Below are 13,896 nucleotides of genomic sequence, written 5' to 3' on the forward strand. Positions count from 1 at the left end.
ACGCCCGCGGACAGGGCCAGACTACGTCCGGCAGGCGCCGATATTACCTCAGCTTGGCAGTGCTGGTCAGCAAAATTGATCTAAAACAAATCCTGCTGCCCCGACACCAGGCGCGAAAAGTCGTCGCCGAGGAAGGGCAGGATCGCATCGGCCACCGGCTGCAGCTGGCGCGTCAGGTAGTGGTGGTAGTCGATGGGCGAGCGCTGCGTTTCCAGCGGTTCCGGCCCTGCCACCGTGATCACATAGCTGATCCAGCCGCCATTCTGGTATTGCAGCGGCCGGCCCTGCGCCAGGTTGTAGGCGTCGGCCGTGCGCGCCGCGCGCACGTGGGGCGGTACGTTGCGCTGGTAATCGTCGAGCGGACGGCGCAGCCGCTTGCGGTAGACCAATAAAGCGTCGAATTCGCCGCGCACGGTGCGCGCCACGTAGTCGCGCACGTAGTCCTGGTAGGCGGCGCGCTGGAAGATGCGCAGGTACAAGGCTTGCTGGAATTGCTGCGCCAGCGGCGTCCAGTCGCTGCGCACCGTTTCCAGTCCCTTGTAGACCATCTGCTCGCTGCCGTCCGGCTTGCCCACCAGGCCCGCGTAGCGTTTCTTGCTGCCCTCTTCCGAGCCGCGGATGGTGGGCATCAGGAAGCGCCGGTAATGCGTCTCGAACTCGAGTTCCAGCGCATTTTCCAGGCCGAATTCCTCGCGCAGATACTGGTCCCACCAGGCGTTCACATGCGTCACCAGGGCGCGGCCGATCTTGCCCGCCTCTTCATCCGTATGCGCGGTTTTCAGCCACACGAAGGTGGAATCCGTGTCGCCATAGATGACCTGGTAGCCTTGCTGCGTGATCAGCTCGCGCGTGCGGTGCATGATGTCGTGGCCGCGCAGGGTGATCGACGACGCCAGGCGCGGGTCGAAGAAGCGGCAGCCGCTCGATCCCAGCACGCCGTAAAACGCGTTCATGATGATTTTCAGCGCTTGCGACAGCGGCGCGTTGCGCTCGCGCTTGGCCACTTCGCGGCCCTGCCACACCTGTTCCACGATGGCGGGCAGGCAGTGCTTGACGCGCGAAAACTGCGCGCCCCGGTAGCCGGGCACGGTTTCCGCCTCATCGCCGCGCGTGCCCACGACCAGGCCCACGGGGTCGATCAAAAAGGTGCGGATGATGGACGGGTACAGGCTTTTGTAGTCGAGCACCAGCACGGAATCGTACAGGCCCGACTGCGAATTCATGACGAAGCCGCCCGGGCTGTTGTCGCCGGAGACGTCGCCCAGGTTGGGCGCCACATAGCCTTGGCGGTGCATCAGCGGCAGGTACAGGTGTTCGAAGGCGGCCACGGAGCCGCCGCTGCGGTCGGCCGCCAGCCCCGTCACGCTGGCCCGCTCCAGCAAGAAGGTCAGCAGTTCGGTTTTCGCAAAGATGCGCGTGACCAGCTCGCAATCCTTGAGGTTGTAGCGGGCCAGCGCCGGCTTGTCTTCGCGGAAACGCCGGTCGATCTCGGCCATGCGCTGGTAGGGATTGTCGATGGACTTGCCTTCGCCCAGGAGCGTCTGCGCCACGTTTTCCAGGCTGAACGAGGAAAAATTCCACGTCGCCGATTTTAACGCTTCGATGCCGTCGATGATCAGCCGGCCCGCGGCGGCGGCAAAGTAATGCTCCTGCTTGCCGCCATGCTCGCGCCATTCCATGACGGCGCCCTCGCGTCCCAGCTTCAGGGGTATGTTGTAGCGCTCGGCATGTTCCCTGAGCACGCGCAAGTCGAACTGCACCAGGTTCCAGCCGATGATGGCGTCCGGGTCGTGTCGTTCCATCCACGTGTTCAGGCGCTCAAGGATCTGTGCGCGGCTGTCGCAGTATTCGAGGTCGAAGTCGGGCACCTGAGCGTCGCCGTTTTTCGGCCCCAGCATGTAGACCTGGCGCTGGCCGCAGCCTTCCAGGGCCAGCGAATACAGTTCGCCATGGGCCGTCGTCTCGATGTCGAGCGACACCAGCTTCAGGGCGGGACGGTAGCCGGGCGCCGGTTTCAGCTGCACTTCCTGCAGCGGGTCGCCGCTGAACGACACGGGCGCCGTGATGAAGCGTTCCATCAGGTAGCGCTCGGAAGGCCGGATGTCGGCTTCGTAGACGTCGACGCCATGCGCGCGCAGCTGTTTTTCCAGCTTCAGCAAGTGGCGGTACTGCTTGCAGTACAGGCCCAGCACGGGACGGTGATGGAAGTCGGACAGGGACAGGGGCCGCAGCTCCACATGGCGTTCGCCGCGCAGCAGCAATTCCGCTTGCGCGCGCTGTTCCATGGGGATAAAGGCGACGGCCGTCTGCACGGGCAGGCGCACGTGGCGGGGCCCGGCATCCGTCGCCAGCCACAGATCGACCTCCGTGCCGGCGCGCGTGTCGCGCCAGTGGCGGGTGAGGATAAAGCCCTGTTCGGGTGGGGGTGCTGTGCTGTCCATGCCTGTCGTGTGTGTAGCGTGCCCCCGGTAGTGTGGCACCGGCCTGCACATTACAGCAAGCCGGCACAGGACGGGTGCGTATGCGGCTATAATTTTTGCTATCGATGTCTATCACCATAACAAGAGCGCGTCGCGCCACCAGCCTGGAGACGGTATGCAAGCAATGAGTTATGTACACGGCGCCCACGAGACGCCGTTGATCGGGGAAACCATCGGCGCCTACCTGGACGGCATCGCGGCCCGCTACGGCCAGCACGACGCCCTCATCGTGGCGCACCAGAACGTGCGCTGGACGTACGCCGAATTCCAGCAGCGCGTGCACCGGCTGGCCGCCGGCTTGCTGAAGCTGGGCTTGCAGCCGGGCGAGCGCATCGGCATCTGGTCGCAAAACTGCGCGGAATGGGTGCTGACCCAGTTCGCCACGGCAAAGGCCGGTTTGATCATGGTCAATATCAATCCCGCCTACCGGCGTTCGGAACTCGAATACGTGCTCGACAAGGTGCAGTGCAGCGCGCTGATCCTGTCGCCCAGCTTCAAGTCCAGCGACTACCTGGCCATCGTGCAGGACGTGGTGCCGGAAATCGCCCGTACGCGTGCCGGCGCCCTGCAGTCGCCGCGCCTGCCGCAATTGCGCCACGTCATCCGCCTGGGCGCGGCCGCCACGCCAGGCATGCACAACTTCGACGCCTTGATGGACGGCATCACCGAGGCCGACCTGGCGCACCTGGAAGACATCAGCGCCACCTTGCAGTTTGACGACGCCGTCAACATTCAGTTCACTTCCGGCACCACGGGCGCGCCCAAGGGCGCCACCTTGACGCACCACAACATCCTGAATAACGGCTTCTTCATCGGCGAAGCCATGCGCCTGACGCAACAGGACCGCTTGTGCATCCCCGTGCCCCTGTACCATTGCTTCGGCATGGTGCTGGGCAACCTGGCCTGCGTCACGCACGGCGCGGCCATGGTGTACCCGGGCGAAGGCTTCGACCCGAAGGCCGTGCTCGAAACGGTGCAGGCCGAGCGCTGCACGGGGCTGCATGGCGTGCCGACCATGTTCATCGCCATCCTCGACCATCCCGATTTCAAGCAATACGATCTGTCGAACTTGCGCACAGGCATCATGGCCGGCTCGCCATGCCCGATGGAAGTCATGACGAGGGTCATCGAGCTGATGCACATGGCGGAAATCACCATCGCGTATGGCATGACGGAAACGTCGCCCGTCAGCTTCCAGACGTCTATCGACGACCCGCGCGAGATGCGCGTCTCGTCCATCGGCCGCGTGCATCCGCACCTGGAAGTGAAGATCATCGACGCGGAAGGGCGCATCGTGCCGCGCGGCGAGAAAGGGGAGCTGCTGACGCGCGGCTATTCCGTCATGCAGGGCTACTGGGGCGACGCGGAAAAGACGGCCGAAGCCATCGACACGGCGCGCTGGATGCACACGGGCGACCTGGCCGTGATCGATGAGAACGGCTTTTGCAGCATCGTCGGCCGCTCGAAGGACATGGTGATACGCGGCGGCGAAAACATCTATCCGCGCGAAGTCGAGGAATTCCTGTACCGCCACCCGAGCGTGCTCGACGTGCAATGCGTGGGCGTGCCCGATGCCAAGTATGGCGAGGAGCTGTGCGCCTGCATCATCTTGCGTCCCGGCACGCAGGCCACGAGCGAGGATATCCGCGCCTTCTGCGATGGCCAGATCGCGTACTACAAGATTCCCCGCTACGTGCGCTTCGTCGAGGAATTCCCCATGACGGTGACGGGCAAGATCCAGAAATACTTGCTGCGAAAACAGGTGGCGACGGATCTGGGCCTCGGTACGGACTAAGCGCGGCGGCCGTAAGCGCGGTTACTTTCCTGTCGCACATAAAAAAACACCGGGACGCTCGCGCGGCCCGGTGTTTTTTTAGTGATGCAGCGTAAAGCTTAGGCCATCGCGGCTTGCGGTGCGCGCGCTGGCGTGCGGCGGCGCATGAAGGCGAGCAAGCCCAGGCCGGCCAGCAGCATGGCGTAGGTGCCTGGTTCCGGCACGGGCGACACGTTCACGGTGTTGAAGCCGGAACCGTTCATCGACACATGGCCATTGCCGGCGATGACCGAATTGGCGATCAGCGTGCCGTTCAGGCTGCCCGAACCCGAAAACGTGCTTTTCGGCGCCAGGATGCTGCCCGTCACGCCGGCATTGGTCAGGCTGGTGCTGGTGGCGTTGGCGAAGTTATACAGCGTGCGATCGGCATAGTTGCTGAAGTTGTCGAAGCCGCCGCTCATGATGATTTCGCTGGCCGTGCCGTTGATGATGATGCTGGCCGTGCTTTTCAGCGACGACAGGTCCAGCGTCAGGTTGTGCAGGTTCGTTGCATCGATATTGAAGATGTTCACGTCGGCGTTGATGTCGCCCACCAGCTTGAAGCCGCCGTATTGCGAGATCACGGTGCCGGTCGATTGCAGCTTGGCCACGTCGCCCGACAGGGTCGTCAGTTGTTGCTTGGCAGCAGCGAAGTCCAGCGTGGACGCGTTGCCCTTGCTGATGTTGCCGGTTGGGAACCATTGTGGCGCCGTCAACGTGGCGTTGGGATTGCTCACGCCATACACGGCCGAACCGTTGATGGTGCCCCAGCCCGTGTTCAGGTTGCCGCCGGCGACGATGGTCGTCGCGCTGCTGGTGGCGTTCTTGTTCGTGCCGACAGAGTAGTTGTTCAGGTAAATGTTGCCACCGGCGGCCAGGCTGCCGCCAACGCTGGTAAAGCCGCTCGTTGCGCTATTGCCGATATTGCCAAAGATGAAGGCCGAGTAGCCGTTCGCGACGCCGAGGTCAACGACGGTCGCCTGGGCCGATGCGCTGAACGCCATGGCGAACAGGGCGGCGCTGATGAGCGGGAGGGAGCGAGCTGCAAAGGACATCGATTTCATGTGGACTTTCAAAGTATAGATTGGACGGATAGGCGGGAAAGCAAGGACACCGCCATCACGCTGGCCATCATTATAATCTAAAAAACAATTTTAGTTCAATTTATGTAATTAACTATATTTTAAAGCAACACTTTTCCCGCTTCCGTCATTTGCTTGCCGGGCATAAAAAAACCGGGCCAGGCCCGGTTTTTTCGCTGCGACATGCTTACTTGACGCGCTGGTACAGGCGGAAGCGTTCCACGCTGTCGGTGGGGCGGCGTCCTTCCCACAGCTTGATCCAGTCGGCGCCGTGGTGTTCGGGCAGCTTTTCCTTGTTATCGGGCACTTTGATGCTGTCTTGCAACAGGAACAGGTCGCAGTGCTGCTTTTCCACGCCGGCAAACGGCAAATGGCCGTAGTAGGCGAACGTGGCGCGTTGCGCCGCGCCGACATTGCTGTTGATGCAGGTGCTGCCTGGTGGCACGTTGACGGAAATCTGGTGCGCCACGCTGGTGTAGCTCTTGCTGTAGTTCAGTTCGGGCAAGAACAGGGTCATGATGAGGACCCAGATCAGGATCAGGCCGCCGGACGACAGCACGACGGCGCGCCACAGCACGGCCGGTTGGCGCGAGATGCGCCAGTGCACGAGCGCCACCCAGCCCGCGCTGACGCAGGCGGCGACAAAGAAGGCCACCAGTTCCAGTTCGGGCTTGAATCCAGGCAGCAGTTTTAGTGCGTTGTAGGCCAGGCGCGGCGGCCAGCCCGTCAGGGTGGCGAACCAGAACAGCCACAGCACGAAGGCGCAGATGGTCAGCACCATCACGGAGAACCAGTCGATGGCGTTGATGGCGCCCCGCTTCATGGTCAGCAGGCCGAACGCGGCCATCACGGCCAGCGGCGGCAGCAGGGGCAGCAGTTGGCTCGGGTCCGGATCGGGATGGCACAGGCCGAGGATGGCCAGCATGGCGACAAAGGTCAGCGGCACGACGATGTGCAGCACGTGGTGCTGGCGGCGCCAGGCATACACGGCCCAGGCGGCGAATGGCCAGGCGGGCCAGAAGAACCAGATGCCGACGCGCAAGAAATACTGCACGCTTTTCAGGCTCGGGGCGCTGAACTGGCGGCAATTCCACTCCATCCACGCTTGCAGCGGCGACTGGCCATAGGGCTGCAGCAGTTCGCCCGGCAGCAGCCACACCAGCGTCAGCGCCACGGCAACGAGCACGGCCAGCGCCAGATGGCGCACGCTGCGCAGCAGCGGCAGGCGCAGGAACACGGTGCACAGCAGCATGGCGATGGTCAGCGCCGCCGGCGTGATCCAGCCGCGCGTCAGGGTCAGGCCGCCCAGCGCCAGGCCCAGCAGGGCCGCATTGCGCACGGACGGACCTTCCACGTAGCGCACGGCGCGGTACAGCAGGTAAGCCATCAGGGAAACATACAGCGCCTCGGCCGTGATGTCGTGGCTGTGCTGCAGCAAGCCCAGGCAGCCCAGGTAGATGAGGACGGCCGCATCGGCCAGGGTGCGGCCGAAATCGTCCGGCTCGGGCTGGCCGCCGAAGGCCAGGCGCAGCGGCTGGGCGTCGCCGCGGCGGCCCAGGTTGAAGGCGGTGTACCAGACGGACAGGGTGCTGACGACGAAGATGCCGATGGTGGACATGCGCGCGCCGAACACGTCGCCGTCGATCCAGCCAAACAGCTTGATGAAGATGGCGCCGAGCCAGAAGGCCAGCGGCCCTTCATCGGGCAGCGACAGGCCGGCGACGTTGGGCCACAGCCAGTCGTTCAGGCCGCCATGCGCCATGGTCCACATGATGCCGAAACTGGCGGCGTCATCGTTCTTCCACGGTTCGCGGCCGATCAGGCCGGGCAGGATGTAGAGCAGGCCAAGCGCAAACAAGGCCCATCGTGGCAGCGCGAGTGTGGCAGCGGCGGGAAGGCGGACTGGCTTCATCGATGGTGGTATCAGTAAAAATGGTAAGACGCGAGAAATGGCGTCGGGTCAGCGGCAGTGGCAGTATAAAGTAAAGCGGGAAGGAAAGCCGGTAAAGCGGCCAAAGGCAAAAAAGGCAGCCGAGGCTGCCTTTTCTCTGGTAGCCGAAGCTGCCCTTTTTTGCCGCCGAGCGGCAAAAATTAGCCTGCTGCGACTGCGGTTTTCGAACCAACGGTACCGAACTTCTGACGGAACTTCTCGACGCGACCAGCGGTATCGACGATTTTGTGCTTGCCCGTGAAGAATGGGTGCGATTCAGCCGAAACCTCGATCTTCACCAGTGGGTATTCTTTACCGTCGTGGGTGATTTTTTCGCGGGTTTGGATGGTCGAGCGGGTAACGAATTTGAAATCGCACGACAGATCGTGGAAAACAACTTCGCGGTATTCTGGATGGGTATCGACTTTCATGGGATTCTCTCTAAGTAGGTAGCCAAACAGCACTTCGTCGGTCGTCTTGCTTCTTGACCCGATTGCCGATCACTTGCCAGGGTTTAAAATAATGCAACCGTCGATTATATAGCGCTTTCGGACGGCAGGCAATAAGAAAGCCGCTCAATGAGCGGCTTGCACTACGATCCGGCACCGGGGAGCGGGAAACCGTAGCGAGCAGGCCGTAGAGCGGGACGCGCAGTAGGTTTACCCCCCCCGGCGCATCATGTCGAAGAATTCGGCGTTGTTCTTCGTCGCCTTCATCTTGTCCAGAATGAACTCCATCGCCTCGATCTCGTCCATCGAGTACAGCAACTTGCGCAGAATCCAGATTTTTTGCAGCTCGTTCGGCTTGATCAGCAGTTCTTCGCGACGGGTACCCGATTTGTTCAGGTTAATTGCCGGATAGACACGTTTTTCAGCCAGGCGGCGTTCCAGATGCACTTCCATGTTGCCGGTACCCTTGAATTCTTCAAAGATCACGTCATCCATGCGCGAACCCGTTTCGATCAGCGCCGTGGCGATGATGGTCAGCGAGCCGCCTTCTTCGATATTGCGCGCGGCGCCGAAGAAGCGTTTTGGACGTTGCAGCGCGTTGGCGTCGACACCGCCGGTCAGCACCTTGCCCGAGGCAGGGATGACGGTATTGTAGGCGCGGGCCAGGCGGGTGATCGAGTCGAGCAGGATCACCACGTCTTTTTTCATTTCGACCAGGCGCTTGGCTTTTTCCAGCACCATTTCAGCCACTTGCACGTGGCGCGTGGCCGGTTCGTCGAAGGTCGAGGCGACGACTTCGCCGCGTACCGAACGTTGCATTTCGGTCACTTCTTCCGGACGTTCGTCGATCAGCAGCACGATCAGCGTGATATCGGGGTGGTTGGCCGTGATCGCATGCGCGATGTGCTGCAGGATCACGGACTTGCCGGATTTCGGCGACGCCACCAGCAAGCCGCGCTGGCCTTTGCCGATCGGGGCGATCAGGTCGATGATGCGGCCGGTGATGTTTTCCTGGCCATTCATTTCACGTTCCAGGCGCAGCGGCTCGTTCGGGTGCAGCGGCGTCAGGTTTTCAAACAGGATGCGGTGTTTCGAGGCTTCCGGCGATTCGCCGTTGACCTTGTCTACTTTGACCAGTGCGAAATAGCGTTCGCCATCTTTCGGGGTCCGTACCTCGCCCTCGATCGAATCGCCGGTATGCAGATTGAAGCGGCGGATTTGCGAAGGGGAGATGTAAATGTCGTCGGTGGACGCCATGTAGCTGGCGTCAGGCGAGCGCAGGAAGCCGAAGCCGTCAGGCAGCACTTCCAGGGCGCCATCGCCAAAAATCTGTTCGCCGGACTTGGCGCGTTTTTTCAGGATAGCGAACATCAGCTCCTGTTTGCGCAAGCGGGCTGCGTTGTCAATGTCAAGACCGATCGCCATCTCAAGCAGGGCGGATACGTGTAGGGCCTTTAGTTCGGATAAATGCATATGTGTTGAGTGTCCCGAGACGGGATGTAAAGGTAGGGGAGGGGACTGCGTGGCTTGATTAATTATTGGGGAAGGTTTTGCACGAATGGTACGAAAGCCGCTTCCCGGACGATCCAATCAGGCGGCGCTGCGGGCGCAGCGCTGCCTATCATACATTAAATGTTGCTGTCGACGAAAGCGGTCAACTGGCCTTTGGCCATGGCGCCGACTTTTTGCGCCGCTGCCACGCCATCCTTGAACAGGATCAGGGTCGGGATGCCACGGATGCCGAACTTGGCAGGCACTGCCTGGTTGGCGTCAACGTCCATCTTGGCGATCAGGATGCGGCCCGCGTATTCCTTGGCGACTTCTTCCAGGATCGGAGCGATGGCCTTGCAGGGACCGCACCACTCTGCCCAGAAGTCCACCAGGACTGGCAATTCGGATTTCAGGACGTCTGCTTCAAAAGATGCATCGCTAATGTGTTTGATATTTTCGCTCATATTTTCCTCAAATGAGGGTGGGATCAATAATGCCTGGAATTAACCATACGCTGGTTCGCCATCCATGCTTCCTGGAATGCAACTAGAAGATGGGGACAATGGGCACGAATTCAATGTTCTTGGAAGGTGCGACCAGAGGTATGCAGGCGGGGATGGCTGAAATAATAACCCATTTTTTCAAAGCGTGGCGATTATTGCAGAAAAACTTGAGGCAGATCGTCCCCGAACGCCGTGGCTGGTCCGCAAAGCCGCATGCCTGCTGGCTTGCGGCGTGCGGGCCAGCAGGCAGGACTAGGCTTGCATGCCGGCCAGGCGGGCCGTTTTCTGCAGTTGCAAGTTCACCATCAGCTGCAATTCCGCGCTTTCCATCGGTTTGCGGAAGGTGCCTAATATATGCAGGCCATTCGCCACGGCCAGGCGCTCCGCCGCCAGGCGCACGGCCGAATGCAGGCCAGACAGCAGGACGACGCCGCCGCGGAAGCCGTTGTCGGCCGCCATGCGCAGAAATTCGATGCCGTCGATGTCGGGCATGGACAGGTCGCAGATCAGCAAGTCCGGCTGGTGCTGCTGCAGGGTGGTCAGGGCCAGCTCGCTGTGCGATTCGCAGCGGATATCGAACTCGCCCAGCTGCTCGAGCATGTCGCTGAGCACGTCGAGCATGAAGACGTCGTCGTCGAGCAGCAGCACGCGCAGCGGCGCCGCCTCGCTTGCCTGAGCCTGGGCCTCGATGTGTTGTTTGGATGCGTTGTTCATGTGCTGTCTTTCTGTGTGTAGGCTGCATCGTGGCCGATGCCGGTACCCGGCTGCAATGGACGTTGGCGGTGGCTAGTCGTCATTGGCAAAGCTGGTGTTGTTCATGATTTGTTCGGTAATCTGTTCCAGCAGGGGCCACAGGCGTGTGACGATGCGCCGCGCCCGTTCTGCTTCCTCGGCCGGTTCGCCCGGCGGCAGGGTTTCCAGGCTGTGGCACAGTTCGGCCAGGCCCAGCGCGCCCACCGTGCGGGCCGAGGATTTGATGCGGTGCCCCAGTTCGCGCACCTGGTGCACGTCGCCGCGCGCCAGGGCGGCGTCGATGTCGCCAAAGCCATCCTGCGTCGTTTGCAGGAACTTGAAGGCAAACTTGCGCACTTTTTCCGGGTTGTAACCCAGCAACTTGGCCAGGATGGACAGGTCGATCACTTGCGGGTCGCCGGCCAGCGTGGTCTTGAAGGCGGGCGCGGCGCGGCTGCGGGCGGGCGGGGGCGGGGTCTCGCGCGCCGGCAGCCAGCTGGCGATGGTCTGGTACATCATGGCCGGCTGGATGGGCTTGGAAATGAAATCGTCCATGCCGGCGTCCAGGCAGCGCACGCGGTCTTCGCTGGTGGCCGTGGCCGTCATGGCCAGCACGCGCAGGTGCGCCAGCTGCGGATCGGCGCGGATGTGGCGTGTCGCCTGCAAGCCATCCATCAGCGGCATCTGCACGTCCATCAGCACGCAGTCGAACTGCGTCTGGCGCAGCAGGTCGAGCGCCTCCTCGCCATTGTTGGCCAGGCAGACGGAGGCGCCCGCTTCTTCCAGCAGTTCCAGCGCCACTTGCTGGTTGAAGGTGTTGTCTTCCACCAGCAGGATGCGCGCATGCTTGAGCGTGCGCATCACCAGGGCCGCATCGGCGCTGGCGCGCATGGCGGCCGCCGTCTGTACCATGCTGTCGAGCATGGCCGGCGCCGCCTGGTCGGAAATGCCCAGGTTGGCCGTGAACCAGAAGGTGCTGCCGGCGCCGGGACGGCTGTCGACGCCGACGTCGCCGCCCATCAGCTGGGCCAGCTGCTTGCAGATGGCCAGACCCAGGCCCGTGCCGCCATACTCGCGCGTGGTGGACGTGTCGGCCTGCTGGAATGACTGGAACAGCTTGCTCATTTCATCCTGCGACAGGCCGATGCCGTGGTCGCATACTTCAAAGCGCACCAGGCAGTGCTTGGCGTCGCCGATGACCTTGTGGACCTTGACCGTGATGCTGCCCTGTTCGCTGAACTTGATGGCATTGTTCGCGTAGTTGATCAGTACTTGCCCCAGGCGCAAGGGGTCGCCCACCAGCACGGCCGGCAGTTGCGGGTCGATTTCAAACACCAGTTCCAGGTTCTTGCCGGCCGCGCGCGGCGCCACCACCGTCATCAGCGTCTGCACCACGTGGTCAAAGCTGAAGTTGACGCGTTCGATTTCCAGCTTGCCCGCCTCGATCTTCGAAATGTCGAGGATGTCGTCGATGATGCCCAGCAAGTGTTCTCCGGCAAAGCGGATCTTTTCCAGGTAATCGCGCTGGCGCGGTTCCAGTTCCGTCTTCAGCGCCAGGTAGGCCATGCCGATCACGCCATTCATCGGCGTGCGGATTTCATGGCTCATGTTGGCCAGGAACTGTCCTTTCGCCAGGCTCGCCTCTTCCGCCACCTGCTTGGCCTGGTCGAGCTGCTCCGTGCGCTGCGCCACCCGTTCTTCCAGGTGTTCATTGAGCTCGCGCAAGGCGCTCTCGCTGCGCTTGTGATACGTGATGTCCGTCAGGCTGGCCACCACCATGCTGACCTTGCCGTATTCGTCGCGGATCGCTTCCGTGTTCACGGACAGCCATGACAGGCTGCCGTCCGTTTGCTGCACGCCCATCAGCACGTCGCGCATGGCTTCGCCCGTCGACAGGGTGATGTGCACGGGGTGGCTGCGCTGGTCGAAGGCGGAACCATCTTCGCGGATGGCTTGCCACAGGCTGTTGCCGGCCGGACTGGCCGCCAGCATGCGCGCGGCGGCCGCATTGCTTTCCAGTATGTGGCCACGGCTGTCCTGCACCACCAGGCCATTCGTCACGGCGCCGAAGACGGACGCCATGCGCTGGCTGGAATTCGACAGGGCGATCGAGGCCTGGCGCCGTTCCGTGATGTCGGTGATCATGGCCAGGGTGCCGCCCGGCTCGCCATTGTCGGACTGGATGCTGGTGCTCGACAGCAGGCCCCACAGGCTGGACAGGTCCTTGCGGAAGAAGCGGAAGTCGACCTGGTCCGGCTGGCTGGCCAGGCTGCCGTGGCTGGCCAGGCGGCGCTGCATCAGCAATTGGCTGTCGCGGTCCATGAAGTCGAGCATGGGGCGGCCCAGCATTTCCTGCACCGTGTAACCGAGCATATGCGCCATCTTCGGGTTGACGAAGGTGGTCTTGCCATCCCCGTCCGTCATCCAGATGCCTTCGGCCGCCGTCTGCACGATCAGGCGATAGCGCTCCGAACTGGCGTGCAGCGCTTCCTCGGCGCGTTGCCGCTGCGTCATGTCGCGCAGCGAGACGATGGAAAACACCTGGCCGGCCATGCGCAGCGGCGACAGGCTGACCTTGGCCGGGAAATGCGTGCCGTCGCGGCGGCGCGCCATCATCACCCTGCCTGGCAGGCTGTGGCGTGCTTGCGGGTCGCTGGCCGAGTGGCTGGCCGTGCTTTCCGGTACCAGCTGCTCCAGCGACATGCCGATCAGTTCGGCCAGCGGGTAGCCGAAGCAGCGCGCGCCGATCTGGTTGGCGTAGTGCACCTTGCCGTCGATATCGGCCACCAGCATCGCTTCGGGCGCCGCTTCGAGCATGCAGCGCATGCGCGATTCCTCGTCCGCCTTGCGCTCGCTGATGTCGCAGACGATGCCGCTGGCCTGGGTGGCGGCGCCATCGGAGGCGCGCGTCAGGACGGCGCCGCGCGCCAGCAGCCAGCGCCAGTGGCCATCGCTGTGGCGCAGGCGAAATTCGCAGCTGAAGCTGCCTGGCGCCTGGCCGTCTATATGCTGGTGAAATATCTGGCTCAGGCGCGCGCGGTCATCGCGGTGCACTTCGGCCAGCCAATCGGCCAGCGTGTGCGCGAGCCTGGCGTTCTTGTCGCCGAGCAAATCCTGGTACTGGGGAGCGAACAGCAGCTGGTCGGACTGGCGCCGCCACGTCCAGCCGGTCATGGCCGCGCCGCGCAAGGCTTGCGTGGCATGCGGCCCGGCCATGCGGTCGGGCGGCAGCTGCAGGTGTTGCACCTGTTGCCGCCAGCGCCAGGCTTGCCAGCAAGCCAGTCCCGCCAGGGCCGTGGCGCTGGCCGCGGCAAACGGCCACAGCAGCACAGGCGCGGCGACGGACGCGGCCGCCTGCGCCAAGGCGGGCAGGGTCAGGGGGATGCCCGCAGCCAGCATCGTACGAGCGAGCCTGC

The 13,896-nt window shown here is 62.8% G+C and carries 9 protein-coding genes; 1 reads left to right on the forward strand and 8 read right to left on the reverse strand.

Annotated elements, in window-relative coordinates; translation table 11 throughout:
- Nucleotides 1-80 precede the first annotated feature (80 nt).
- A complete protein-coding gene (locus O0880_RS01560) occupies nucleotides 81-2,441 on the reverse strand; it encodes a DNA polymerase II (protein ID WP_289884700.1) in 2,361 nt (786 codons plus the stop codon).
- A gap of 154 nt (nucleotides 2,442-2,595) precedes the next feature.
- Here O0880_RS01560 and O0880_RS01565 point away from each other — a divergent pair, with 154 nt between their 5' ends.
- Nucleotides 2,596-4,275 carry an AMP-binding protein gene (locus tag O0880_RS01565; protein ID WP_289884702.1) on the forward strand — a complete coding sequence of 560 codons (1,680 nt, stop codon included), beginning with the start codon at nucleotides 2,596-2,598 and terminating at the stop codon, nucleotides 4,273-4,275.
- 98 nt (nucleotides 4,276-4,373) lie between these two features.
- Here O0880_RS01565 and O0880_RS01570 read toward each other — a convergent pair whose 3' ends face one another.
- The 7 genes from O0880_RS01570 to O0880_RS01600 all read right to left on the reverse strand — a co-directional run bounded on the left by O0880_RS01570 (nucleotide 4,374) and on the right by O0880_RS01600 (nucleotide 13,879).
- Entirely contained in the window at nucleotides 4,374-5,348 is a 975-nt protein-coding gene (locus O0880_RS01570) for a choice-of-anchor A family protein (protein WP_232251027.1), read from the reverse strand.
- A gap of 214 nt (nucleotides 5,349-5,562) precedes the next feature.
- Complete coding sequence (locus O0880_RS01575; protein WP_289884703.1) at nucleotides 5,563-7,287, reverse strand: glycosyltransferase; 1,725 nt, start codon at nucleotides 7,285-7,287, stop codon at nucleotides 5,563-5,565.
- Nucleotides 7,288-7,466: 179 nt separating this feature from the next.
- Nucleotides 7,467-7,736, reverse strand: a complete 270-nt coding sequence (locus O0880_RS01580; RefSeq protein WP_010401544.1) for a type B 50S ribosomal protein L31 — start codon at nucleotides 7,734-7,736, stop codon at nucleotides 7,467-7,469.
- A 228-nt stretch (nucleotides 7,737-7,964) separates the two neighbouring features.
- A complete protein-coding gene (gene rho, locus O0880_RS01585; protein WP_010401543.1) occupies nucleotides 7,965-9,227 on the reverse strand; it encodes a transcription termination factor Rho in 1,263 nt (420 codons plus the stop codon).
- A gap of 155 nt (nucleotides 9,228-9,382) precedes the next feature.
- Nucleotides 9,383-9,709: a thioredoxin TrxA gene (gene trxA / locus O0880_RS01590; RefSeq protein ID WP_071321891.1), complete on the reverse strand. Its 327-nt coding sequence runs from the start codon at nucleotides 9,707-9,709 to the stop codon at nucleotides 9,383-9,385.
- A 291-nt stretch (nucleotides 9,710-10,000) separates the two neighbouring features.
- Nucleotides 10,001-10,462: a response regulator gene (locus tag O0880_RS01595; protein WP_071321892.1), complete on the reverse strand. Its 462-nt coding sequence runs from the start codon at nucleotides 10,460-10,462 to the stop codon at nucleotides 10,001-10,003.
- Between the two features lie 72 nt (nucleotides 10,463-10,534).
- The gene (locus O0880_RS01600) at nucleotides 10,535-13,879 is read right to left on the reverse strand and encodes a PAS domain-containing hybrid sensor histidine kinase/response regulator (protein WP_289884709.1); all 3,345 of its coding nucleotides are present in this window, start codon (nucleotides 13,877-13,879) and stop codon (nucleotides 10,535-10,537) included.
- Nucleotides 13,880-13,896 lie beyond the last annotated feature (17 nt).

The sequence above is a fragment of the Janthinobacterium sp. SUN118 genome (genome assembly GCF_030397695.1).
Classification (GTDB): Bacteria; Pseudomonadota; Gammaproteobacteria; order Burkholderiales; family Burkholderiaceae_D; genus Janthinobacterium.